Origin of the sequence: Lyngbya sp. CCAP 1446/10, from assembly GCF_026130175.1 — a bacterium.
GTDB lineage: Bacteria > Cyanobacteriota > Cyanobacteriia > Cyanobacteriales > Microcoleaceae > Microcoleus.
In genome coordinates, this window is sequence record NZ_JAIGNI010000009.1 from 13,794 (window position 1) to 39,110 (window position 25,317).

General features: G+C 46.8%; 21 protein-coding genes and 2 pseudogenes. 10 read left to right on the forward strand and 13 right to left on the reverse strand.

Annotated elements, in window-relative coordinates; all coding sequences use genetic code 11:
- Window positions 1–78 precede the first annotated feature (78 nt).
- Together K4039_RS06140 and K4039_RS06145 are read right to left on the reverse strand one after the other, a co-directional pair.
- Window positions 79–2,670 carry an SdrD B-like domain-containing protein gene (locus K4039_RS06140; RefSeq protein ID WP_265234254.1) on the reverse strand — a complete coding sequence of 864 codons (2,592 nt, stop codon included), beginning with the start codon at window positions 2,668–2,670 and terminating at the stop codon, window positions 79–81.
- Window positions 2,671–3,695: 1,025 nt separating this feature from the next.
- A complete protein-coding gene (locus K4039_RS06145) occupies window positions 3,696–5,627 on the reverse strand; it encodes an SdrD B-like domain-containing protein (protein ID WP_265234255.1) in 1,932 nt (643 codons plus the stop codon).
- A 280-nt stretch (window positions 5,628–5,907) separates the two neighbouring features.
- On the opposite strand from K4039_RS06145, the gene K4039_RS06150 reads away from it, so the two are divergent.
- Window positions 5,908–6,594 carry a peptidoglycan-binding protein gene (locus K4039_RS06150; protein ID WP_265234256.1) on the forward strand — a complete coding sequence of 229 codons (687 nt, stop codon included), beginning with the start codon at window positions 5,908–5,910 and terminating at the stop codon, window positions 6,592–6,594.
- A 286-nt stretch (window positions 6,595–6,880) separates the two neighbouring features.
- On the opposite strand, the gene K4039_RS06155 is transcribed toward K4039_RS06150, so the two are convergent.
- Window positions 6,881–8,776, reverse strand: coding sequence for a DUF1565 domain-containing protein (locus K4039_RS06155; RefSeq protein ID WP_265234257.1), 1,896 nt, complete (start codon window positions 8,774–8,776; stop codon window positions 6,881–6,883).
- Window positions 8,777–8,997: 221 nt separating this feature from the next.
- Here K4039_RS06155 and K4039_RS06160 point away from each other — a divergent pair, with 221 nt between their 5' ends.
- Complete coding sequence (locus K4039_RS06160; protein WP_265234258.1) at window positions 8,998–10,080, forward strand: thiamine phosphate synthase; 1,083 nt, start codon at window positions 8,998–9,000, stop codon at window positions 10,078–10,080.
- Between the two features lie 164 nt (window positions 10,081–10,244).
- Window positions 10,245–10,457 carry a sulfur carrier protein ThiS gene (gene thiS / locus K4039_RS06165; protein WP_265234259.1) on the forward strand — a complete coding sequence of 71 codons (213 nt, stop codon included), beginning with the start codon at window positions 10,245–10,247 and terminating at the stop codon, window positions 10,455–10,457.
- 329 nt (window positions 10,458–10,786) lie between these two features.
- Here the strand turns inward: thiS and rpmA are convergent, their stop codons facing one another.
- Entirely contained in the window at window positions 10,787–11,083 is a 297-nt protein-coding gene (gene rpmA / locus K4039_RS06170; RefSeq protein WP_265234260.1) for a 50S ribosomal protein L27, read from the reverse strand.
- 27 nt (window positions 11,084–11,110) lie between these two features.
- Window positions 11,111–11,503, reverse strand: coding sequence for a 50S ribosomal protein L21 (gene rplU, locus K4039_RS06175; RefSeq protein WP_265234261.1), 393 nt, complete (start codon window positions 11,501–11,503; stop codon window positions 11,111–11,113).
- A gap of 780 nt (window positions 11,504–12,283) precedes the next feature.
- On the opposite strand from rplU, the pseudogene K4039_RS29890 reads away from it, so the two are divergent.
- A pseudogene (locus K4039_RS29890) lies at window positions 12,284–12,907 on the forward strand (hypothetical protein); the annotation flags it as partial.
- A 1,646-nt stretch (window positions 12,908–14,553) separates the two neighbouring features.
- Here K4039_RS29890 and K4039_RS29895 read toward each other — a convergent pair.
- Window positions 14,554–14,670 (reverse strand): hypothetical protein, encoded by a 117-nt coding sequence (locus K4039_RS29895; protein WP_375339788.1) that lies wholly within the window; start codon window positions 14,668–14,670, stop codon window positions 14,554–14,556.
- Here K4039_RS29895 and K4039_RS29900 point away from each other — a divergent pair.
- A pseudogene (locus K4039_RS29900) lies at window positions 14,618–15,115 on the forward strand (pentapeptide repeat-containing protein); the annotation flags it as partial. The gene K4039_RS29895 and the pseudogene K4039_RS29900 sit on opposite strands and share 53 nt — an antisense overlap.
- Window positions 15,116–15,278: 163 nt before the next feature.
- Here K4039_RS29900 and K4039_RS06185 read toward each other — a convergent pair.
- The 3 genes from K4039_RS06185 to K4039_RS06195 form a co-directional block, all read right to left on the reverse strand.
- Window positions 15,279–15,494 (reverse strand): hypothetical protein, encoded by a 216-nt coding sequence (locus tag K4039_RS06185; protein ID WP_265234263.1) that lies wholly within the window; start codon window positions 15,492–15,494, stop codon window positions 15,279–15,281.
- A 336-nt stretch (window positions 15,495–15,830) separates the two neighbouring features.
- The gene (locus K4039_RS06190) at window positions 15,831–16,340 is read right to left on the reverse strand and encodes a DUF3122 domain-containing protein (protein ID WP_265234264.1); all 510 of its coding nucleotides are present in this window, start codon (window positions 16,338–16,340) and stop codon (window positions 15,831–15,833) included.
- A 103-nt stretch (window positions 16,341–16,443) separates the two neighbouring features.
- Window positions 16,444–17,382 carry a hypothetical protein gene (locus K4039_RS06195; protein ID WP_265234265.1) on the reverse strand — a complete coding sequence of 313 codons (939 nt, stop codon included), beginning with the start codon at window positions 17,380–17,382 and terminating at the stop codon, window positions 16,444–16,446.
- Window positions 17,383–17,661: 279 nt separating this feature from the next.
- On the opposite strand from K4039_RS06195, the gene K4039_RS06200 reads away from it, so the two are divergent.
- Window positions 17,662–19,206, forward strand: a complete 1,545-nt coding sequence (locus K4039_RS06200) for an NB-ARC domain-containing protein (RefSeq protein WP_265234266.1) — start codon at window positions 17,662–17,664, stop codon at window positions 19,204–19,206.
- 16 nt (window positions 19,207–19,222) lie between these two features.
- Here the strand turns inward: K4039_RS06200 and K4039_RS06205 are convergent, their stop codons facing one another.
- Window positions 19,223–19,600, reverse strand: coding sequence for a c-type cytochrome (locus K4039_RS06205; protein WP_265234267.1), 378 nt, complete (start codon window positions 19,598–19,600; stop codon window positions 19,223–19,225).
- A 232-nt stretch (window positions 19,601–19,832) separates the two neighbouring features.
- Window positions 19,833–21,320: a glycerol kinase GlpK gene (gene glpK / locus K4039_RS06210; protein ID WP_265234268.1), complete on the reverse strand. Its 1,488-nt coding sequence runs from the start codon at window positions 21,318–21,320 to the stop codon at window positions 19,833–19,835.
- Window positions 21,321–21,417: 97 nt separating this feature from the next.
- Between glpK and K4039_RS06215 the strand changes: the two genes are divergently transcribed.
- Window positions 21,418–22,002, forward strand: a complete 585-nt coding sequence (locus K4039_RS06215; RefSeq protein ID WP_265234269.1) for a DUF99 family protein — start codon at window positions 21,418–21,420, stop codon at window positions 22,000–22,002.
- Window positions 22,003–22,112: 110 nt separating this feature from the next.
- On the opposite strand, the gene K4039_RS06220 is transcribed toward K4039_RS06215, so the two are convergent.
- Both K4039_RS06220 and K4039_RS06225 read right to left on the reverse strand, forming a co-directional pair.
- Window positions 22,113–23,321: a hypothetical protein gene (locus tag K4039_RS06220; RefSeq protein ID WP_265234270.1), complete on the reverse strand. Its 1,209-nt coding sequence runs from the start codon at window positions 23,319–23,321 to the stop codon at window positions 22,113–22,115.
- 268 nt (window positions 23,322–23,589) lie between these two features.
- The gene (locus K4039_RS06225) at window positions 23,590–23,796 is read right to left on the reverse strand and encodes a hypothetical protein (RefSeq protein ID WP_265234271.1); all 207 of its coding nucleotides are present in this window, start codon (window positions 23,794–23,796) and stop codon (window positions 23,590–23,592) included.
- Between the two features lie 52 nt (window positions 23,797–23,848).
- On the opposite strand from K4039_RS06225, the gene K4039_RS06230 reads away from it, so the two are divergent.
- The 3 genes from K4039_RS06230 to apcB all read left to right on the forward strand — a co-directional run bounded on the left by K4039_RS06230 (window position 23,849) and on the right by apcB (window position 25,191).
- Window positions 23,849–23,974, forward strand: coding sequence for a hypothetical protein (locus tag K4039_RS06230; protein WP_265234272.1), 126 nt, complete (start codon window positions 23,849–23,851; stop codon window positions 23,972–23,974).
- A gap of 69 nt (window positions 23,975–24,043) precedes the next feature.
- Entirely contained in the window at window positions 24,044–24,529 is a 486-nt protein-coding gene (apcA, locus tag K4039_RS06235) for an allophycocyanin subunit alpha (RefSeq protein WP_265234273.1), read from the forward strand.
- A 176-nt stretch (window positions 24,530–24,705) separates the two neighbouring features.
- A complete protein-coding gene (apcB, locus tag K4039_RS06240) occupies window positions 24,706–25,191 on the forward strand; it encodes an allophycocyanin subunit beta (protein ID WP_006634930.1) in 486 nt (161 codons plus the stop codon).
- Window positions 25,192–25,317 lie beyond the last annotated feature (126 nt).

A 25,317-nucleotide genomic window follows, 5' to 3' on the forward strand; every position in this document is an offset into this window, starting at 1 on the left:
GCACGTCAAAACAATGTTTTGACGTGCAGCTTAAACCAGCGAATTACTAATTGTTGAGTCTCAAACTAGAGACCCAACTTAAACTTTAAACAGCGGGCTTGGAGCAGGAGCGACGAACAGTAACTTATCGAGAGACTTATCTTCTGTCGTTACAAAAGTCAGCGAACTCGCTGTTTTCAATGCCTCAAGATCATCAAAGTTGGTAACAACTGCACCGCCTGCGACGAATTCAGCGATCATGCTGGCCTTCACCGTAGAATCGGTTGAACTGCCGGGGTTAGTCAAGTCATCGGCGCTAACTGTAGCAGCCACACCCGTGCCATTCAACTCATCAGGGAGGCTAGCAGCAGTTCTGACTGGAACTGGTCTTGCTGGCGAAGGCACTGTATTCGGGCCTGGCACGTCAAAGCTAGTAGGATTCGGGCCAGTGCGGATTGGGAAGGGGTTGATAACGCTAGGATCGCCAAAAACTTCCAAAACTGAGTAAGTTTTGGGCAACAAATCTGAGAATAAAGCAATCCCTTGTGCATTAGTTCTGACTAGAGGCTCAGTGCCTGCATCGAAGCGACCATTTTCGTTCAAATCCAAAGTAAATGGAATGCCTTCCAGAGGGCCTTCGTTCCCATCTTGTATGCCGTTGCGGTTATCATCTTGGAATTTCCGAACTAACAAATCATAACGGCGAGTGTTGCCAATCAAAGCGCAAGTAAAGGTTTGATTGGGGCCGAGAACGATATCCAGCGGTTGAGTAGTCTGGACGAAGTTCAGTTGAGCCGGAGAAAGCTCTTCTCGGACGCTATAGGTACCAGGAACCAAATTTCTGAATCCAAAAGTACCAAACTGGTCAGTTGTCTGAAATGGTTCTGTTGGCTGCCGTTGACCATCACGGTTGGTATCGATATAGACGACAACGCCACTAATTGCAGGTTCATTACCATCTCGATAACCGTTCTGGTTCAAGTCCTCGAATTTGCAACCAGTGATGTTGCTGTTCGGCGTATTGGCAAAAACAACCCTAGCGTCTTGAGTAGCCAGAGTCACTGGAACGACAGGAGTTGTCGAAGGTGAAAAACCAACTGGTACTACTTCCCGTACCGTGTAATTACCTGCTGGTAAGTTGGGGAAAAATCCTACCCCTTGGGTATTAGTTTGTATTTGTTGTTCTCCAGCTTCAGGAGTCCCATTATTGTTGGTGTCAAGGAATACGGTGACACCGGCAATGGGTGAGTCACCCATATTTGGTTCGTAGCGACCATTTGAATCCACATCATTGTACTTGAATACATTGATGTTTGGTCGAGTGTTACCAAAAGGACTATTCCCTCCCAGTGAATTATTAGGACTTACAGGAAGAAATGTCAGTGCTGGTGAGGGGTTAGTCGCTGGTAAAGGTACAGGCGTGTTGGCAAAAATCGGCCGTTCGCCAGTTGCTGCGATCGATCTTTCACCTGGTTGTTGGATACTGTCGCGGTTAGTATCGATGAATTTAGGGTCTTGTGGTCTCAGCGTATAGGTTGAGTCGGCTACTAACAGCGGTTGCTCTCTGCTGATCGTACCCTGGAACCGTGCTTGCGGCCCAGGTGCCGAAACCAGAGTGGGGTTGGAAGTAGTTCCTACTGGCAGATTGATGTTGCCTGGGACACCGCCACCGACTACTGCTGGTAGTACAGATGGAAAAATTTCCAACACTGAGTAATTATCAGCACGCAAATCTTTGAAGGTAGCGACTCCATTGATATCGGTGATGGTGATTGGTTCTGATCCGGCATCCCAACGACCGTTTTTGTTCAAATCTAAGATGAAGGGTACGCGAGCAACGGCGGGTTCCAAAACTCCACTGACGACATTTCGTGTGCCACTGCGGTCTATGTCTTGAAATTTGTTAACTTCAATTTGATAGAGCGGAGTGTCACCAACTTGAGCGCAGGCAAAAGTTTGACCGGCAGCTACCGTCACGTCTAGTAAAGGAACGTTGTTTGGCGGGGTACTTTGGGGGAAATCTTGTGTTTCTAATGGTTCTGCGTTGGGAGAGTTAATTTTTACTCCATTTGAATCAACTTCTGGTCTGATCCGTTCTTCCCGAACTTTGTAGCTTCCTGGTGCTACGTTGAATGACCAAGCACCATTTTTATCAGTTAAGGTGTTGGGTTCTGCTGCGTCGCGTTGACCGTTGCCATTGATATCAAGATATATCCTGACATTTTTAATGCCCGGTTCATTCCCGTCGCGAAAACCGTCGGCATCTATGTCTAGATATTTGCATCCAATAATTCGGCTGCCTACATCGACTGGGCCGTTACCAAAGAAAACGTTGACATTTCTGTTGCCAACCGTGACCGCGAGGGGGTTGGGAGTAGTAGGGGTCAAATTACTAGGTATTACGGTTTCCCTGAGTACGTAATTGCCCGGGACAATATTTATGAATGAGAACGCGCCGTTAGCGTCCGTCGTGGTTAAGACTTCCCCAGTACCAGCATCAAATACACCGTTGGTGCTTGTTGCTGATTCGAGGAGGATGGGGACATTCGCCAGACCTGGTTCATTTGCCTGTCTGGTGCCATCCCGGTTCTGGTCCAAGAACTTGATACCTAAAATTGCCGGGCCAGCATTCCCAACCACAACTGGCTGTAACTGATTGGCAATGCGCTCTTCGTTAGTTAAATTTGCCATGATTTCTCTCCTTCACACCTAAATCCACGTTAATTACAGACTACTGTATGGGTTTGTCAATAGCTGAGTAGCTTTTGCTAGTCGCTGACAATTGCCACTCGATTTTACATACGTCTGTGCTTGAGGTAATGTTCCCCATCTCACACAACAATGCCTCAAGCTTTGTCGCTGGCCAGTATATCAGGTTTTGAAGAACCCTGGCAATTTGAGGGCAACATCTTCAACACTTGCAGGTTTTCTCTGTCCTTACATACTTGCTGGTTCGAGATCTAAAAAGGCCTTGACTGAGTGTTCCCCCCGATCGCAAGTCCGATCGCATCGTTCAGGTTTGTCATGGTTTGCTGTGAAGAGACGATCGCAGCCTCTGAAATTGCCAACCGCAACCCACTTGAGACCGATCGAGCTACCGGACTGGATATGATTTGCTTTGCCTGAAAATATGCCGATCAGGGTTAGGGGAACTGTCTGATAGTTTCTCACAGAAAAGCTCGGTAAGTGGGAAGCTCAGAGACTTTAGTCCTGAGAGGAAAACGATCCGGCGATTTCAATCGCCTTGAATCCCCTTGCGAGGTGGAGCGGTATGGTTACCCCTCCAGTGAGGATATGGTTGTCCTCTGCTCCTTTCGGAGTAATTTTAGCTTCGCCAATGTTATAAAGGCTTGTCAGGCTAGCAGCACTGTCGAGAGTGACTTTAAGACTGTTTAACTACTAGCGACAGAGCAAGGGACTAGCTTCGCATCAAGCGGGTGTCATGACCTAAATAACGTAGTCAGTTAAGACTTAGGCTGGTCAGTACAGCTTGCTTGATTTCTCTTACAAGCTCAGTGGCTTTAGCCCTGAGTTACTGACTCGCGATCGATGATACAGCCTCATAAATATTGCACCCAATATACAAGCCAGCTTCGGGACTCCCGGAACTTAAGCTTGAGTGTTGGAGGTTGCCAAGAATAGGGTATCACGCGATCGCCCTTTAATCTCTTCCTGATTTTTATGCAGTTTGGGATTCCGGGCGATCGAGCTTTTTGTCACCCTTGCATCACCGACAAATCTCTCACACCCACCGACACGAAAGGGTTTCGGAGACCCCAATTAATTAATTCATTTTTGTTGACAAATTGATAGACTTGTGTGTTTGGCTCCAGACCGACATTCTGTTGCCCAAAGTTAGGAAGATTGCCTAAATTCGCCGCTGGTCGATCGACCAAAAAATCACTAACTGGATAAATATCACGACTCTGACTCGAAAGCAAGCTATCGACCGCAATATTGCTGACAGGTTCGCCCACATAGCTAGTATCCGTCAGCGGGCCGCCATTTAAGGATTTAGCCGATCGACCATCAGCCTCTCCCGTCAGCAAATCCATGCTGCTGGCCCGAATATCCGCCGAGACAACAACCACCGCAGGCGGAGTCGTTTGAATGAAACCCGGCCGCGGAACTTCCCTGATGACGTAACTACCTACCGGAACATTGCGGAAACTGTAATTGCCCTGACTGTCGCTGAATGTGTTCGCTTCGCCCGAATCTAGACTGCTGTTGTTATTCAGGTCGATGTAAATTTGGGTATTGGCGATCGGCGGTTCCCCGGCATCTAGGCGACCGTTGGCATTAAAATCGTTAAATTTGACACCGCTGATCGTACCCGTCACCAACACGTTGCCAAAGCTGAGATTAGTGGCATTTGTGCCGTTACTCACGGCGATCGGAGTCGGATTGGGCGTGGTTTGTCGGAAACCGGGCTGCGGGACTTCCCTGACGAAATAGGTGCCTTGGGGCAAGTTGATAAAAGAGAAATTGCCTTGGGGGTTGGTTAAAGTCGAAGGTTCGTTGGGATCGCGGGCGTTGTTGTTGTTGAGGTCGATGTAAATCGGCCAGTTGGCAACTCTCGGTTCCGTCGGTTCGTTGATACCGTTAGCGTTGAGGTCGTTGAACTTGAAGCCGCTGATGCTACCGGTGGGGAAATTGTTGCCGAAATTGATGCCGACAGCGTTAGTGTTGCCCGTAATGTCGATCGCCCCTGGATTTGGCGTAGTCTGAGCCCATCCCGGTTGCTGAACTTCCCTCACCAAATAGCGACCGGGGGAAACATTGGCAAAAGTGTAGTCGCCTTGCGGGTTAGTGATGGTATTCGGTTCGCCCGGATCGAGGCTGTTGTTGCCGTTAAGGTCGAGGTAAACTTGCCAGTTGGGCAGAGGCGGATCTGTCGCATCTCGGACGCTGTTGGCATTTAGGTCATTGTACTTAAGACCGCTAATGCTGCCGACAAAAAAGACATTGCCAAAATTGACGTTGTTGATATTGGCGTTGGAAGTAACGTTAATCGGGCCTGGGTCAGGCGTAGTTTGGCGAAAACCCGGTTGCTGGACTTCTCTCACCAAATATCTGTCTGCGGGAACATTGACAAAAGCGTAATTGCCTTGAAAGTTTGTAATAGTAGAAGGTTCGCCGCCGTCGAGCCTGTTGTTGCGGTTGAGATCGAGGTAAATTTGCCAGTTAGCTAGGGGTGGTTCGCCCAAGTCTTGGCTGCCGTTGCTGTTGATGTCGTTGAATTTGGTGCCTGCGATCGTCCCGGCGTTAAAGTTGTTGCCAAAATTGATATTGCCAGCATTTGTCCCGCTGTTAATCGTGATGGGTGCGGGATTTGGCGTAGTTTGGCGAAAGTTCGGCTGCTGGACTTCCCTAACTTGGTAAGTCCCAGGCGGCAGGTTGACGAAGGTGTAGTTGCCTTGGGCGTTGGTGAGGGTGGAAGGTTCATTAAAGTCAAATCGATCGTTATTGTTGAGGTCGAGGTAGATTTGCCAGTTAGGAATTGGCACATCACCGCCATCGGGGCGCCCGTTGGCGTTGAAGTCGTTGTATTTATTGCCGCTGATGCTGCCGACTTGGAAGTTGCCGATGTTGACGTTGCCGATGTCTATTTGGCTGGCGGTTCTGGTGGGGATGCTGGATTCGGTCATGGTGTTGAAGAAAGCCCAATGAACGCTGTTTAATCTTTTCTCTACGGCAATCTAGCAGTTTTTTTGCCAATTGCAGCTATTTCAGGGGATTAATTTTTTGATCGGAGGGAGTGGGAGAGGGGGAGAGTGGGAGAGTGGGAGATTGGGAGAGGGGGAGAGTGGGAGATTGGCAATTCTGCGATGAACATCCCTTAAATCCGTTACAAAATCCGTTGCCGAACTTCTTCCCCAATTTGATGTACGATCGCCAAGAGTTGTGCAGACAGAGGTCGAATTTTCCATGTCCCGAAACCAGACAGCACGCTGGAATGAAGCTCGCAAGGTTCTGAGTTGGCCCCTAGGCTGGGGTTTGTGCGGTTTTTTGGCAATAAGTTCGATCGCCTCTACTCCTGCTGCTGCACAAATGCCTACCTCCGAACCCGGTAACAATAATAGCCCGATCGCCCAAACAGCCCAAACAGGTGCGATCGTCCGTCCGGCCATCAAATTAGGCAGCCGCGGCTCGGAAGTGCGCGAACTTCAAGCTGCTCTTCAGTTGTTGGGATTTTACCCTGACAGTGTAGACGGGATTTTCTCGCAAAGCACCGCTAAAGCTGTGTCTCAGTTCCAGCAAGCAGCAGGCATCGCCCCAGACGGTATTGTCGGTCAAGATACTTGGAACCGACTGTTTCCTGCGACTCCTGGGGCGATCGAAAGCCCGATCGCCAACAATCCTGAAACGGCACAAAACTCAGAAATTAACCCACAACCGCAGCCCACCAATTTTCCGGTTTTGAGAAGAAGAATGCGGGGCCCGGCGGTTAGAGATTTGCAAGAACGACTGCGGGCGAAGGGCTTTTTGCGCGCTAGTGCTGACGGCGTGTTCGGCCCGGAAACTCAAGCTGCTGTAAAGGCGGCTCAGCGACAATATCAACTACCAGCAGACGGCATTGTCGGCCGTGCTACGTGGGAAGCTCTGCTGCGGTGATTGACTATTGACTGTTGACAGAAGGGCGGTTTAAACCGCGTCTACACAGACAAAACCCGCCTCCGCGGGTTGAAGAGCGGTTGAAACCGCATTATTTTCTTCATTCCGCGGAGGCGGAATTCGTTTGTGTAGACGCGGTTTCAACCGCCGTCTGATCTTTCTTCATTCCGCGGAGGCGGAATTCGTTTGTGTAGACGCGGTTTCAACCGCCGTCTGATCTTTCTTCATTCCGCGGAGGCGGAATTCGTTTGTGTAGACGCGGTTTCAACCGCCGTCCCATCTATATTCATTTGATATCTTCAATCCGAGCATTCAAACCGTTAACGGTGAGAATTTGGAGCAATTCGTCAGCTTTTTCGCGCTCCCGAAAAGCACCGGCTTGGATCACCTGTCGCCCGTTGGTAAAAGTCCGAAAAGCATCGGGAACCAAGGATAGCATTTTTTGTCGATCGCCCGAACTATTGGCATCCACCACAACTCGATACCGGAAACCCAAAGCAATAGCTCGATCGAATGACGGCGAATTCTCCGAACCTGCTACAGAATTACCCCCTAAAACAGCAGGTACATAGCCGCCCCTTCCTAGAGGAATGTTGCGGCTCGGAACCGGCAATTTACCCTCGGAAGAAACCGAACTCGAACTATCAAAATTGGGCGGAATCATGGGTTGCTGTACCGAACTTTCCCGAACGGAGCGAGCATCTGGATCTGGTACGGGAATTGCGATCGCCCCTGGGACTTCCGGTGAAGCAGCGACACTCCTCGGAGCCAGCAGAGGCTGCAACTGAACATTTTGCGGTGCAAGTCGATTTTGCACAGGTCGCCTGGAAACGGCCGCTGGTGGCGCAATTGGCGCTCTTTCAACTCTGGGAGTTAGCCGCCCAGGAGTGTAAGCAGGGAGAGAAGTTTCTGGGCCACCGATACTCGAAGGTCGATCGACATTTAGCTGTAAAGCACTTCCCGCAATGGCCTGCGGCGGGCTAAAAGTTCCAGCCACATCAACGGATCCAGTCGTCCGGTTGCTCAACAATTGATTACCGTAAGCCGGGATTACTTGACCTTTCGCCGCATTATTCACATCATATTGACCATTATTACGAATCACATTTCCCCCCGGTTCCGCCGCAGTTCCCAAATCCGGCAGAGCTCTAGTAATCGCCACAATTCCATCCCGCTGATTACTCTCGATATAATTGTTACGCAGCACCGGTCTAGCATCAGCTTGCACCACCACGCCGTCCTTATTGCGAGTAATTTTGTTACCGATCAACAAAGGCGAAGCGTTCTGCGCTACATTTATCCCAAATCCCGTGTTTTCAAACACATTATCTCGAACTTCCGGGCGGGAACTACCAAAAATCGTCATCCCGTTAGCTCCATTTTTCGAGAAAAAATTCCCGCCAATCGTCGGCCTTCCAGTTCCCACTACCGAAATTCCGTCGTGAGTGCTCCCCGAAAAAGTATTGTTGACAATTGTCGGAGAACTCGATTCGATCCACAAAGCGTAACCGCGATAGTTGGTATTTGTCACCGTCACCCCGCTGAGTCCCGCCCCGTCTGCGCCTAAAATCGCGATATTTTGACCCGCTGAAGTCGGACTGAGGAATTCTCCTCCGCCTTTGATCACAATATTCTGGCCACGAGTGCTGGGATTTCCTTGAACAGTCACACTGGGCCTGAGCATTAATGGAAATTTTTCGCCGCTTTGAGCGCTGTAAGTACCGGGCGCTAGTAAAATTGCTGTTTTGGGCGGGGCTACGCTTAAGGCGTAGGTGAGGGTTTTGAATGGCGCTCGATCGCTCCCATTACCTCCTGTGTCGCTACCGCCGTTGGAACTCACATAGAGTATGTTAATGTCGCTCTCTGGCGCTTGAGAAAGTAGCTGCACGGAGGGGATACCCGCAGCGATAACTGAGGCTTGAGGGCTATAAAAAGCCGTGCTGGCAAAGACGAGCAGCAAGCAAGAACTTAAAGCTTTCCTTGGCGATGGCGTTCCGCCCCGCAAGCTACGACTTTTTTTGCACTCGCTCTGTTTTGAATTTAGGATCATAAAAAAACACAATTTATCTTTGAGCCAAATTTCGCATCCCGTGTTTCGTGTCGGATTTTTGCGATCGCATTTTAATTTCACCCGCCTGCTGGGGTTTTCTGCTGTTAATCTTTTGTGATCTGCTAACCTCACGGCTTTCCTCCGAAGTGTGGTATGCAGTTTAACGATTCCACTTTGATCAAGTTTGATCTATTATGCTTCGTTTTCCTGAAATTCCATAAAACTTAAAAATTTGTCAAATTTAGAGCGGTTGATGCCAAAATTAGGTCGATCGCACTTTACTACAATCTTGACGGTGTGGGAAAATGTAGCAGTTTGACAGGTAGGATGAATTTTAATTAAGGTGGTTCTGAATGACCGAGAAACAAAACAGAACTTTACCGGCACAGCCGGCCCTCTGCCGGATTTTAGATGCAAATCTAGATCGATCGCGCGAAGGGTTGAGAATTATTGAAGAATGGTGCAGGTTTGGTCTTAACAACGCCGAAAAGGCCCTCGTGTGCAAGCAATTGCGTCAGGAATTGGCGGCTTGGCACACGGCAGAATTACGCAGCGCTAGGGATACGCCGGCCGATCCGGGGACGGAGTTGACTCACCCGCAGGAAGAGCAGCGATCGAGCATTCAGCAGCTACTGGAGGCGAATTTCTGTCGGGTGGAAGAAGCTCTGCGGGTACTGGAAGAGTACGGCAAAGTTTACGATCGCAATATGGGGAAGGCTTTTAAGCAGATGCGCTATCGGGTGTATACTCTCGAAAGCGATTTGCTGGCTTATCGGCGCTACCAGCAGTTACTTCGATCGCACTTATATCTGGTAACTTCGCCCAGAGACAATTTGTTACAAGTCGTGGAAGCTGCTTTGCAAGGTGGAGTGACTTTGGTGCAGTACCGCGACAAAACCTCCGACGATGGGGTAAGGTTGGCCAATGCGCGGCAGATGAGCCAACTTTGTCACCGCTACGATGCTTTGTTGATTGTGAACGATCGCGTGGATTTGGCGATCGCAGTGGATGCGGACGGCGTACACTTAGGACAGCAAGATTTGCCTGTAGCCGAAGCGCGCAAGTTGCTCGGCCCAGGACGGATTATCGGCTGTTCGACTACGAATGGCGAGGAAATGCAGCGAGCTATTGATGCCGGAGCCGACTATATTGGAGTTGGGCCGGTTTACTCTACTCCTACTAAACCCGATAAACAAGCGGCGGGTTTGGACTATGTGCGGTATGCTGCTGATAAGTCGCCTGTTCCTTGGTTTGCGATCGGCTCAATTGATATCAACAACCTCGATCAAGTATTGAATGCTGGAGCTCAAAGAGTTGCCGTAGTGCGATCGATTATGGAAGCAGAACAGCCTACTTTAGTCACGCAGTTTTTGATCTCGCAGTTGATTCGGGTGCAGAATTTGAAAGCTCAGAAAGCTTTGCAAGGGACAAGCTAGATTGATTGGCGATCGAAAATAACCTAATTTTAACGGTTCGATCTTCAACCCGCGGAGGCGGGTTTTGTCTGTGTAGACGCGGTTTCAACCGCCGAGTATTCTTATCAATCGCGTGTTGAAATATAATTGTGTTACAAAACCTAAAAACTGATAATATTTGAATAATGACAAATCAAATTGCGCTGAAAGTTAACGGAGAAAAACGCAATTGTGCGATCGACACACCGTTACCAAAATTACTAGAACAACTAGGATTAAACCCGCGCTTAATAGCTGTGGAGTACAACGGCGAAATCCTGCACAAACAATTTTGGGAAACCACACAAATAAAAGATGGCGACATCCTAGAAGTTGTCACAATCGTCGGAGGAGGCTAACAGGTTCGTAGTGAGGACTTCAGTCCTTCCAAATCCGAAAACTAAAGCCCTCACAGGTTCGTAGTGAGGACTTTAGTCCTTCCAAATCCAAGGACTAAAGTCCTCACTACGAACCAATTTTATTACTCGTTACCAGGCTCTGCCTGGTAATGCAGATCCGGAGGCTCTGCCTCCTTATTTACCCAAAAATTGGATTAATCCTGTGTTGAGGCAGAGCCTCTATATATCGGTTCCCAGGCAGAGCCTAGGAACGAGGAAATCACAGAGAAAATCAGGAAACATATCCCCAATTATATGCGTTCCCAGGCAAAACCCAGGAACGCATAAAATTAAACTGCCACAGCTTCAGCCACAGCTTCAGTCGCCGCTGCAACCACAGGATAAACACTGAGTTTCTTGCGAGTTTTGCCCTTTCTTTCAAAAGTCACAACACCATCAATCATGGCAAACAAAGTATCATCTCTGCCGATACCAACATTATTACCGGGGTGAACCTTCGTGCCGCGTTGACGAATCAAAATGTTGCCAGCTCTGACAACTTGACCGCCGTACTTTTTGACACCCAGACGCTGGGAATTAGAATCGCGTCCGTTACGTGTACTGCCTGTACCTTTCTTATGGGCCATAATGTCCTCAACTTTATTTACTATTGTTTATTCTGATTCAATTTCGCCAGTTTGGGGAGTTTCCACAACTTCTTGAGTCAAATCTCTCGCTGCCAAAACAACACCATTGACTGTAATAGAGTCAATCATAAACCGAGTTGTTTCTTGGCGGTGTCCTTTTTTCTTCCGAGTTTTCTTTTTCGGCTTCATCTTGTAGACGAGGACTTTGCGGCCCCGGAAATGCCGCAGCACAGTTCCTTCTACAGTGGCATTTTCTACTAGAGGCTGGCCGATATGAACGTCGTCTTCGTGCTGGATCAGAAATACTTTGTCAATGATGACTTGTGATTCAGCTTCGACGTGAAGCAGTTCGATGTCGTAGAAGCGGCCTGGTTCTACTCGAAATTGCTTGCCGCCGGTCTCAATAATTGCGTAGGTCATGGGATAGTCGTTGGGTTTGCCGTACAGGTAGCTAGTTAGTCATTGGTCATTGGTCATTAGTCATTGGTCATTAGTCATCAGTCATTAGTTATGAACTTTTGGCTGTGGACTTTTGGCTGTGGACTTTTGACGGCTGACTGCTCTCCAGCTTTTGGAATGTCTCGACCTGATCCGAGCAGGATTTAGACAGACAGCCTACAATTATTGTTGATTTGGGTATTTTTGTCAAGCTATCCCGTGTGCGAGATTTTCTGATTTAGGACTTACCCATCAAAACTAAAGAAACCGGATTTTTGCGGGTTTTGTCGCCTTTAACGAAGTATTTCGGAAAAAACCCGGTTTCTGACCACCCGTACGTAAGTCATAGCTTAATACCATTTTCTAAAGATATGCTGATGAAGTCCGAAGCCCCCCCTTACTAAGGGGGGGTTGGGGGGGGTTAATATCTAGCGATACTTTATCAAATTGGTATAAGTCATATTTGATTGATTTGCGGAATACTTAGATAGTTGAATGTATATAGCAATCCGATCTGAGTCTCAAGATATAACGACCTCTTATATTATTAGACTCTTTGTATAGCAAGGGTTTCAAGTTTTGTATACCTAGAAAATCAATGAGGATTGCTATATTTATGAAATTCTCTCTTTTGACGCACGGCGGGTAACAATGGCAAATGGCATCTGGAAAGTCTTAACTACTGATATTAAAGAACTGTGTTCCGCCGAAGCAGCCGAGGGAATCGGAGAAGCTGGTAAAACAGCCGCAGAATTGGCAAAAATGTTCAAAGAACAAGGGTTAGACAATAGCAATTTGCTGCTAGAAGTTTTGAACTCTCCCTTAGCTCAAGTTGTGGGGGCTGGATTGCCATTTGTCGGGATGGCGGCGAAACTGCTGGCGTTTTTTATCGAAAAAACTCAACAGCAGCCCACCTTAGCTGAGTGCATTTTTCTTGTCAGTCAGGCGGCTTATCTGGAAAGTTTTAAGGGATTTATTGAACAAGACGCGAGTTTGTTAAATCGCATCGGGGAAACTCCTGTTTCTGATAAAGTCAAGCAGTTGCTTAAAAAATTGGCTGATTTAGAATTGAGCGATAAAGCAGCTAAAGAAACTGTGAATTGCTTCCGCGATTCGATATTAGCCAAGGAATTCAATCTAGTGCTATCAGAGCGGCTGGAACAAGCAGGACTAACTGCCAATGAAGCTCAAATTCTGACAGCAAGAGTTGCTGCTAATACTCACCGCTATTTAATCGAAGCTTGGGCAATTTCCGGCGATGCAATTAAACATCTCGGACAGCCTTCTTTCAGCGAATGGCAGGAGGAACAGCAGAAATATCAAAGTATCGATACTTATTTAGAAGAACAAATTGCCTCTAAACCGGAAGAAAAAGTATTTGCTGAAAAATTTACTTTTAAAGATATCTACGTGCCACTGAAGGCAAAACCAATTGATAAAAATGGATCTGTGAGTGAGGATGCCGAAGCATTTGATTTAGAAACTTGGGCGAAAAAGTTACTCGTGGACGAGAAAAAACAAGATCAAGTTATGTTTGTTGAAGCTGGGCCAGGACGCGGTAAAAGCGTTTTTTGTCGGATGTTTGCTGACTGGGTGCGACAAAACTTGCATCCTGTTTGGACACCGGTGTTAATTCGATTGCGAGATATTCCCACATTACAAAAGAGTTTTCGAGAAACGCTAAAAGAGGCAGTTAATGCTGGTTTTGCTAGCGATGACAATTGGTTGACGGATCGCAATACGCGATATTTCTTTTTATTAGATGGCTTTGACGAGTTGCTGATGGAAGGAAGAAGCAGCGGCGGTTTAGAACAATTTCTCAAGCAAGTAGGGAAATTTCAACAGGCTTGTCAGGAGAGTTCTGAAATGAGACATCGGGTTTTGATTACTGGCAGAACTTTAGCTTTGCAGGGGATTGAAAGGCAAATGCCGGACAATTTGGAGCGAGTCGAAATTCAGGTGATGGATGACGAACTACAGCAGCAGTGGTTGAGCAATTGGAAAGTCCAAATTGGGGCAGAAAAAACCTCAGCTTTTCAGCATTTTTTGCAAGATGAATGCTGTCCGGAACAGGTAAAATCCGACTTGGCGCGAGAACCGCTATTGCTTTATCTGCTAGCAGCGATGCACCGGGATGGAAAGTTGAAAGTAGAAGATTTTCAAGGAACTAACAGCACTCAAGCAAAGATTTTGATTTACAACCAAACTGTGAATTGGGTACTCACAGAACAGCGGACTAAATTGCTCAATCGAAATTTGACCGAATTGGAAACAGAGGATTTACGACGCATCCTGACAGAAGCCGGATTGTGCGTGGTGCAGTCGGGGGGAGAATGCGCTCCCTTTGCGATGATTGACAAACGATTGAAAGAAGATGAATCGGTTAAATCCTTACTTGAGGAAGCAAAAAAACGGATTGGCGATAATCCTCTGAGAAATGCTTTGGCGGTTTTTTATCTCCAGCAAGGTAGCAAAGAAGGTTCTGTAGAGTTTGTACACAAGAGTTTTGGTGAATTTCTGTGTGCAGAACGATTGAAAGAAAGTCTGGAAGAGTGGACAGAACCGGGAAAGAAAGGAAGAGGATTTAATATAAAAGACTCCGATATGGATTGGGAAATTTATGATTTGTTGGGTTATGGAGGGCTGACTGCAGAAATTGTGCAATATTTGATGGGGTTGTTGACAACGCCAGCCCCTTCAGGGAAAGCAAGTCAGTTTCGCCCTGTGGAGTTATTCCAGCGTCTGGAATATTTTTATCAGCGGTGGTGCGAGGGAGAATTTATTGATATGCTGCGGGAAAGTTTGCCTCAAAGGAAGCTCTGGCTGCTGCGAGGACAATTGAAAACTCAAGAATTGGGGCAGCGACAAATAGATATTTACGCTGGTTTGAATGTGATGATTTTGCTGTTGGAGTTGCACCGTTACGGTCAGCAGATAGATGAATTGAAAGACAAAATGGTGTTTTATCCTTGTGGGAAACCTAATGCAGAAGGTCAACTTGACGATGCAAGTCGCTTGTTGCGTATCGTCGGTTATAGCTGTTGTGTTGGGGATTTGGGCTTTCTCCAAACAGTTGGGCAATTCCTCAAATATGCAAACCTCAGCCGCGCAAACCTCAGCGGCGCAGACCTCAGCCGCGCATACCTCATCGGCGCAAACCTCAGCCGCGCATACGTCAGCCGCGCAAACCTCAGATACGCAAACCTCAGCGACGCATACCTCAGATATGCAAACCTCAGCGACGCAAACCTCAGCGGCGCAAACCTCAGCAGCGCAGACCTCAGCGATGCAAACCTCTTCCGCGCAGACCTCAGCGATGCAAACCTCAGCGGCGCAAACCTCAGCGACGCAAACCTCATCGGCGCAAACCTCAGCGGCGCAAACCTCAGCCGCGCAGACCTCAGCCGCGCAGACCTCAGCCGCACAGACCTCAGCGACGCAGACTTCAGTGGCGCAAAACTCAGCGGCGCAGACCTCACCGAAATTTTTGGCGATGTCAAATGGAATGAAAATACAAAATGGGAAAATGTTCGAGGTTTGGATACAGCCGTGAATGTTCCAGAAGCGTTAAAGCGACAGCTAGGAATGCAGTAATTCTACCCATTCCATCAGCGTTAATCTGTGTTTATCCGCTAATATCTGCGATCGCAATATCCCAAACCAAGTAATTAAGATAAGATCGATCGCACTTATTGATCCAAAAGCGGGATTTCTATCCAAAAGGGCGATGGTACGCCCCAGCTTGCACGACCTACATTCAAGCAGTCGCAGAACACCTGCTACTTCGCAACAATTCCAAAGCCTGATGTCTTACCCTGCCCTCCATCACCTCTTTTTGCAAGGTAATAAAAGCCTCAAAATCTTCTAAACCGTACTTAGTCATCTGCAACTGCTGACGCAACAGTTCTTCTGCCTCAACCGTTAAATAACCGGTTTTCAACGCTTTCCCGACAATGGTACTGATTAAAGTCATAGTAGATTCACCCTGATGGCACGCACGTAAACAATGGAGTTGTGTCACCAGACTAACTCTGATTTTAGTTTGTTTCGCGATCGCGCTTCAAATAGGTCAAATCTATCTTAAGGTATATTTTGAGCGATCGATTTGTCACTGGTAAATTGTATCAATTTTTACTCAATAATGCGATCGAACTGATGATTTTACAAGTTTTCTTTAAACTAACGCTACACATAAATAATGCGTGCTACTTTGAAAAAAAATGGCAATCCCTTGCCCTGCTTAGGAATAATTTAATTGTGAAAATTGATATCAAATCAAAAAATGTAGCAAAATTTCTTGCAACAGGCATTACTTAGTTTCTAACAACAGTCGCCATTCTCTGACAGCAAAGGGAGGAACCAGCAACGCAGCTTTTTTTTCATCTTTCACAGGCAAGTTCAACCGCAAGGGCTGATTGGTTTCGACTTGTGTAATGATTGATTTAAAATCGTATTCTCCGACATTAATCGGCAAATCCGACTCGCTCCAAATATCATTAGCCATGCCAATTGCGCGACTTCCCGCAGCCACATTCAGCGACACAGGGTGCTCCAATTCAGTTCCAGGAAACCCTACCAATCTCAGATTAAAAGAGTTTACTACTCCCGACTTTACTCGCTTGTACAAAACCACTTGCCACGCTTTCTCATCAGTATCGCGCAGGCTTTGTACGGAACGAAACATTACTCTGTCGCCCGCTTCTGGATACTTGTGAATCGAGGCGAAAGCGGGCGGGCTGACAGCTAAGATTAGATACAAGCACAAGCTAATGATTGTTAAAGCCTTGAAAAAGGAAGGTTTTGCACTGAGATTTTTCATGGGATGACCAAAATATCGCTTGTTACCCAGAAGCTTGATAAATAAAAAAGTAGGGTACGGCGCACCCTACTACTCATTTTAAACCTATAATCCAACTGCCTGCTTAGGGGGAAGGAAGAGCATAAAAAGCAACTCCCTCATCCCGGAAATCTGACCTCCCCTGTACCGCCAGCCGCTGGCTTGCGCTTGCGGTAAAAAAGTGTGTAATATTTAGCGGATTTTCCCGTTCCCTCGCGAGGTTGGTAAAACGATAGACGGGTATCGCACCCGGAACAGCCGTGCTATATGAATTGAAAACCTCCCCCTGATCGCGGAACTGGGGTAAGGTGCGAACAAAGCTTATCTCACCAGGTTTATTCGTAAAGAAATAAGTTCCTGATGCCGTATTCAAGAAGCGTTCAACCTTTGCGTTACCGCCGTTTGGAGCAATAAATTCATCGCCTTCACTCTGGAAACGAGCAGGGTTGGTTAGTCGGTCACTTTTCTCGATCGGGTCTGTAGTATAAAAATGCCCTCCTGCCGTCTTGTCAAAGAAACGCGCGACGGGAATGCCACTACTGCCTCCTTGATTTACAGGCGCACCTGTTAGGGCGTCTTTCAAAGTGACATTGCCCCTGTCAGTTGAAACCTGTAATGTGAAAGGCTGAGGAAGTTCGTTTAACGTATTCAAGCTAGTCACGCGGACTACATAGTCCACACCAGGCACACTTGTAAGCGAAGTAGCACCATTAGAGTATTGGGCGCTAAAACTCGGTATTTTTGAGTTGAGACCGTTGCCATCATCAGCCTGAGCAACAAGAAGACCACTCGTATCAGCGACATTCGCACCCGTGTTGCCTTTGGGTATTTGAAAGACTTGCACGTAAGGGTCATAGCTAGTGCTTAGATCTTTAAAAAGATCAATTGATATAGGCTGATTAACTAACTCTACCTCTAAGATGTAATCTTTAGCGCGAGTTCTTGCAGGACCATCGCCCGAATTAGGAGTCGGGATACTCTTGTCAGTTGTAGTTAACTGATTGGTCACTTGAACTGATGCCATTTAAGCTGTCCTTTTAACTTTTTTGATAGCAGGTGTTATAAAATACTGCCTTCTACATTTATAAAACACTCAAGACTGATAAGTTACCTAACAGCTATTAGTATTTTTATTAGGTATTCTTATGAGAAGTACACCAACACAGGGATAGGCTTTATTTACAATAAATTTTATAACGTATCTAAAATATCCTCATAAGCCAGTAAAAATACTTAATAAGTTAGATACTTAATCTGGTAAAATCATAAATAATTATGAGTGTGCTTCTGCTTATGAATATACATGACACCTCCCAATAAACCCTTACAAATACCAGAACAGAAGTTTATAGAGGCTGCGGCTTGCTGGAATCTCGAACAGTTATATGCAGACTTGACAGTGGCAAAGCAAGAGTACGCTAGCAGTACAAAGCAGCGACTCACTCCTTTAGAAAAAACTTACCTGCGAGGATTACTTTGCAATTATAGTCCGCCGGAAATGGCCACCGCACTCAACCGTGAATGCGCCGGTATTAGAGTAGACTTATCGAGAGGGCTGTATCGCTACATAGAAGTTTTAACGCTGCAACAACCGAAAGATTGGAAAGAAATCCCCAGTATCCTAGAAATATTTGGTTATAAACAAAAGGGGAATGTAGAAACTTTGCATTCTACATTGATAAATTATATCCAAACTCCCGAAACTTCCATCGAAAATCAAACTGAATCGGGGATGTTGGCTGATACGTCTATTTTCTACGGGCGCACAACAGAACTTGCTAACTTAGAGCAATGGATTTTACAAGAAAACTGTCGTTTAGTTGCTATATTGGGTATGGGCGGCATTGGCAAAACTGCTTTAGTATCTAAGCTGAGCAATATGATTAAACACCAGTTTGACAGATTGATTTGGCTCAACCTCAGTCATGCACCTCTGTTGGCACATACTCTGGTAAATTTAATCGAATTTTTATCAAATAACCCCCCAATCGATTTAGAGAGATTGGGATTAATTAGTCAGTCTAAAGAAATATTTTTTCAAGCTGCGATCGCTCTCCGAGAGCGATCGCACATTGAATTTTACCTAGACAACCTAATTGCTTCCACAAATGCAATAGAACAGACAATCATCGCTGATGGTATCCAGCGGCTGATTCATTGTTTACAAAAGCGTCGATGCCTGATAATTTTAGATGAGTGGGAAGCTGTTTTCAGCACTGAGCAGTTAACAGGAAATTATCGAGAAGGATATCAAGTGTATGGGGAATTGCTGAAACAACTAGCAAAATCGCAGCATCAAAGTTGCTTGCTGTTGACTAGCTGCGAAAAACCTAAAGAAATTGCAGCGTTAGAAGGTCAAAATCAATCTGTACGGTCATTAAAATTGGGCAGTTTGGGAGAAGCTGCTGTGGAAATCATTAAAAATAAGGGTTTGTCTGAAGAAGGTGAATACTCAGAACTGATAGAGGCCTACAGCGGCAATCCTTTAGCGTTAAAAATAGTAACAACAACTATTCATGATATGTTTGGGGGAAGCATTGCTAACTTTTTAAGAAATGGGCTATTTCTGGGAGATTATAGCGATACGTTATCTCGGCAGTTTAATCGCTTATCAGCATTTGAAATCGAGCTACTACACTGCATGGCGAAAGAAGTCAAGCCTGTTGATATTGAAAAATTGTGTTCAGATATTCAGCAAGAGAGGAGTTTAGAATTGCTGAAGGTGTTAGAATCGCTTTTCAGGCGATCGCTAATTGAAACAGTCCAAGCAGAAAGTGAAACCCTGTTCGCGCTTCAACCTGCGGTAAAGACATATCTGATGTCTGTGGTAAGATGGCCTAAGTCGTAAATAATATACCGAGGTTCTATTTCCAATCGGTTTCGGCTTGGGATAGCACGTAGGCTGAAACATCGATAATTTGTTGTTCTGACAAACGAGATTTGTAAGCGGGCATAATTCCTTTACCGTTGGTTACTAGGTTGGAAATATTGGCGATGGAGTCCATGCCGTATTTTTTTAAGGCTTTTTCTTTTAAGTTTTTGCCGCGCCTGATAATGTTGCCACCGTTGATGTGGCAGCCTGCACAGTTGGTGCTGAAGACTTCGGCTGGGGTTGCGGTTTCGGGAGTTGTTGCTGTATCTGCGATCGCAATTTGGGAATTAGTGGCAACTTCTGCAAATGCCAGTGTCAGTATTAATAAAGTGACGGTGAGGATTTTTTTTAATTTATTTAGTAAAATCATTTATTTGCAGATTAAAAAATAGTGCTGCATTTGATGATAGCACTAAATACAATATTGGAACAGGCAAGATGCCTGTTCCACAAGTGAATTTTTATTCTATTTGTGGGGCGTTGCTCCTAGCCCGCCCCGGAAGGCTTTACAATACTGCAACAGGCAAGATGCCCGTTCCACAAGTGAATTTTTATTCTACTTGTGGGGCGTTGCTCCTAGCCCGCCCCTGAATCCTTTATATTCATTCTTCCCAGTCGAAGGTGCGGGTAACTGCTTTTTTCCAAAAGCGATATTTTTGCTCCCGAAGTGCGATCGGCATTTGCGGTTCCCAAATACAATCCACCGCCCAATTATCCCGCAATTCTGCTAGTTTACTCCAAAAACCAACCGCCAAACCAGCCGCATAGGCCGCGCCCAGTGCAGTAGTTTCTGCTACCACAGGCCGCACCACAGGCACTCCCAAAACATCGCTCTGAAACTGCATCAGCGTGCTATTTCCTACCATCCCACCATCTACTTTTAAAGACAAAAGCTGCACACCCGAATCCTGATTCATCGCATCCAATACTTCCCGCGTTTGCCACGCTGTCGCTTCCAATACTGCGCGGGCAATGTGTGCCTTAGTCGCGTAGCGAGTTAAACCTGCAATTACTCCCCTGGCGCTATCTTGCCAATAGGGCGCGTAGAGTCCAGAAAAAGCCGGCACAATGTAAACTCCTGCGCTATCTTCGACGGTATTTGCTAATGTTTCTACTTCCGCAGATGTGTTGATGATACCCAAATTGTCCCGCAGCCACTGTACTAATGCTCCCGCGATCGCAATACTGCCTTCAAGAGCATACACAGCGGGCGATTCTCCCATCTTGTAGGCGACTGTTGTTAGTAATCCTTGCTTTGAAGGGACGATCGCCTCACCGGTATTCAGCAGCATAAAACAGCCCGTACCGTAAGTATTTTTCGCCTCCCCAACATTGAAACAAGTTTGCCCAACCAGAGCCGCCTGCTGATCGCCCAAAGCAGCAGCAATCGGAACACCATCTAACAATCCTTTTGCAGTGCCAAAAATGTGACTCGAAGGGCAAATCTCTGGCAGCATCCGGCGGGGAATTCCCATTATTTCCAAAGTTTCAGCATCCCAATCCAGGGTTTGCAAATCCATCAGCATTGTGCGGCTGGCATTGGTAACATCGGTAATGTGTGCGCCGCCAGTCAGATGCCAAATTAGAAAAGAATCGACATTGCCAAAAATCGCCTCGCCTCGATTTGCCGCTTCCCGCAATCCTGCGATATTGTCCAGCATCCACTTAACTTTCGGCCCGCTAAAATAAGTTGCTAGCGGCAAACCGCAGCGCGATCGAAATCGATCTTTGCCGTCAACTTGTGCTAAGCTAGTACAAATTTGGTGAGTGCGAGTATCTTGCCACACAATCGCATTACCGTAGGATTTGCCCGTGTTTTTGTTCCAAACAATTGCTGTTTCGCGCTGGTTGGTAATGCCTAGGGCCGCAATATCTTTCGGGTCTATATTGCCAATTTCCAGGGCGTTTTTAATGACACTTTGGGTGCGCTGCCAAATTTCTTCGGCATTGTGCTCAACCCATCCCGGTTGTGGATAAATCTGTTGATGTTCTTGTTGGTTGCGGCAAATTATCTTTCCCAGGCGATCGAATACCATAAACCTGGTGCTGGTGGTTCCTTGGTCGATCGCTGCTACGTATTTTTTGGTCAAGTATTTAAAACCTTTTTCGCAATCAAGCCTTTAATATTTATGATAATATGTAAAGTCAAATTAATCTAAAAAAATTTAGTTTAGGGAAGTCCCTACTTTGAAACTAGCAGAATTGCTCAGGCTCGATCGCACAATTAAGGTTATCGGCTTTGATGACGCACCCTTTTCTCGTACCAGCGACAGTCTCGTGTCGATCGCGGGCATAGTCTGCGGGAACACTCGATTTGAAGGAATGGTCTGGGGACAAGTCCTGCCAGACGGATTAGATGCCACTGATACTATTTCTGGGCTACTGCTCGGAGGCAAATTTCTGCCGCAATTGCATCTCGTTTTGCTAGACGGAATTGCTGTCGGCGGCTTCAATATTATTGACCTTCGGGAGTTAGCATCGCGGCTGCAAATTCCGTGCGTTGCTGTCATGCGCCGCCAACCAGATTTAGCTGCTGTCGAAAAAGCTCTACGCCATTTACCAGACTCGGAATACCGTTTAGAATTGTTGCGCCGCGCTGGGAAAATTCACGCTTTTGAACCTTTCTTCTTTCAAGTCTGCGGCGAACAACCGGAAGTAATTGCACTGGTTCTCCAGCGTTTAACTGATACTGGTAAAGTTCCTGAAGCTTTGCGTTTGGCTCATTTGATTGGTGCGGCGGTTATTACTGGTGTTAGCGGCAGTTCTGCTTGAATTTACGAGCGGCGATTTGATTTATTAAAAGTCAAAAAAGTTTGTAGTGCGGACTTTAGTCCGCTAATTTGGATGCGGACTAAAGTCCGCACTATGAACCAACTCATGATTTAGCTTCTGACAATCTCGCCCTCGATTTCACCGAATTCGATTTTAGTTCCCAAGGCTAAAGTTAGGGTGCTTTCAGGTTCAATCATTTTTATTTCGCCTTGAATGTCTGTGGCCCACCAAGCCCGATCGCCCAAATTGGTCAATCCCAAGGATAGCTCGTTTCGCGATCGAGAAATCACCGTAGCTACAACACCGTTAGATGCCATAGCTGTTAAAGTCGGGATGTCAGCGGTGAATAGCTGAGTACCCGCACTCAGAGGAATCACTCGACTTCGTAATTTCAGAGAAAATTGATGGCTGGAAAAAGAATCTTCTGAGGATTTTTGTGATATAATACTAGGCGAAACCTGAGCAGAAGTTGCAGCGGGCAAATCAGAGTTTCCAACTGTAATTGTACAATTACCGATTCTCTTTTGGTCGCCCGATCGCAAATAACTCACCGCCCCGCTATCAACATTCTCGCAAACAATTTGACCAGCCTCCAATTGAAACCGCATTGCTAAGGGCGAAACATCAGGAATATAGATAATTGACAAATTTTCATCACTCCCAAACGTCACCGGTTCTGCACCAATAGTCAGAGTGCGATTTGCTCCCGAATCGTAACTAATTACCAGCCAAGCTTTGTTAAACAAAGTTTCGGCGACAACTAGCATAATGCCAATCCAAAAGCCGATCGCACTACAGCCAACTAAACGGCCCGCCGTCCCAGATAAACTATAAGCAAACAGAATAAACAAACAACCGCCCAAAACACCACCTACACCGCCGCCACCCAAGCCACGCAGCGCTCCTAAATTGGGAATTCGTTTGGAAAGTCCAAATCCTAACAAACTGCCGGCTATGCCCCAGCAAATCACTCGCAATATCTCGTTTTCGCCGTCGCCAATCCCGCTGAAAACACCTTCGGCGATCGCTCCCGAAATTGCCCCGGCAATTACACCAGACAACCCGCCATTTTTTAAAGCCTGTTTAATTTGGGGCTTGCCTTTGATATAGTAATAGTAGCCGAACATAATTGCAGTAGCAATGCCGCCGCCTACCAATCCAAACCAGCGACTTGTTGACAATACACTGTCAAAAACAGATGTTGAATCATTGAGATAGTGCCTGAAAGGTTCAGTGATGAGATTGCCGGCCAAACCGCCGACAGCACCGCTAATCCCAAACTGCAAAGCTTTTTTAAGGGCTGATAGATTTCTTTTCACGGCGCACCTGGTTAAAAGTCAGACTCGAATTTAGCTACAAGCTCGAAACTTACCATTTCCGATCCGCACCTGTCGCCCCTCCGTCTCCCGCACCTCTGGCCTCTGTCTCGCGCACCTGCCTTTCAGAGACAAGTCTATTGAGCCTCGCGCCACTTCCCGTCACAAATTGCTCAAAGGACGCGCGAGCGAAGCTATCCCGTAGGGAATCGCCTGTAACTACTGCTGCAAGATAATTTTAGCGATTTTTTGACTTGGAAATTTGCACCGATTAGACCCCAGCTTGGGCCCGAATATGAAAAGGAATGTTACAAACTATTACAGTAACACTCAGAATGTGAACATAATGCCTCAAAATACTTGCGAGAGGTAGTTGTGTCAGAGAAGCAATATCCTGACTAACTGCCGGACAGTCACTCGATCGCCACTTAAGAATCTGCTGCAATCTCGATCGTAGATTAAAGATCGCATCAATCATTTGTGGTATTCTAAGCGACAGGCTTAGTGCGGGCATCAAAAAGCGCACCGGCGTGAAGAACCAGCGTCGTCAAACGAAGGCAGACACCCGTCAACAACTTCAACAGTTGCTGGCTGTGGAAAGTCCGCCCTTCCCCGTCAAAGCTCCTGCCAACAGCAAAGCGAAAGGTACGGGATGAAAGCGCCCGAACGTCCTAGTTCAACGCAGAGCAGTTCGTATAGCAAAATATCCAGCGGGTACACACAAGATGAGTATCGTCACCAAATCAATCGTCAACGCAGACGCTGAAGCTCGCTACCTGAGCCCAGGCGAATTAGATCGGATCAAGAGCTTCGTCACCTCTGGTGAACGCCGCGTCCGCATCGCCCAAATTTTGAGCGAATCCCGCGAACGTATCGTCAAAACAGCAGGCGACCAACTTTTCCAAAAGCGCCCTGATGTTGTTTCTCCCGGCGGCAACGCTTACGGCGAAGAAATGACCGCAACTTGCTTGCGCGACTTGGACTACTACCTGCGTTTGATCACCTACGGAATCGTAGCTGGCGACATTACTCCGATCGAAGAAATCGGTATTGTCGGCGTCCGCGAAATGTACAACTCTCTCGGAACCCCGATTGCAGCCGTCGCCGAAGGCGTCCGCGCTATGAAGAATGCAGCTTCTTCGTTGCTGTCTGGAGAAGATGCTTCCGAAGCTTCCTCTTACTTCGACTACGTTATCGGTGCGATGCAGTAAGGAATTTAGGTTTTTGATGATAGATTTTTGATTGAACAATCGAAGGTTGCTGACAACAAGCCAACAGCTTTTGCAGATAATCAACTACTTGTAAATCTCAAATCCCAAATCCCAAATCTCAAATTTTCGCTCCAAAATTGGACTGACTCAGCCACTTTCTAGGAAACAAGACAACCATGCAAGACGCAATTACCGCCGTAATCAATTCCTCTGACGTTCAAGGTAAGTACCTCGACATCAGCGCATTAGACAAGCTTAAGAACTACTTCGCTTCTGGTGAACTGCGCGTCCGCGCCGCTACCGCCATCAGCGCCAATGCAGCCACAATCGTCAAAGAAGCAGTTGCTAAGTCTCTGTTGTACTCAGACGTAACTCGTCCCGGCGGCAATATGTACACCACTCGTCGTTATGCAGCTTGCATCCGCGACTTGGACTACTACTTGCGCTACGCCACCTACGCCATGCTAGCTGGCGACCCTTCCATCCTCGATGAGCGCGTGCTCAACGGTTTGAAAGAAACCTACAATTCCTTGGGCGTGCCCATCGGTTCTACCGTACAAGCAATCCAAGCAATGAAAGAAGTCACCGCCGGTTTGGTCGGTTCTGACGCTGGTAAAGAAATGGGCGTCTATTTCGACTACATCTGCTCTGGCTTGAGCTAAATCGAAGGAAGAAGGAAGAAGGAAAAAGGAAGAAGGAAGAAGGAAAAAGGAAGAAGGAAGAAGGAAGAAGGAAGAAGGAAGAAGGAAGAAGGAAGAAGGAAAAAGATTTATTTCTTGCCTCTTTTA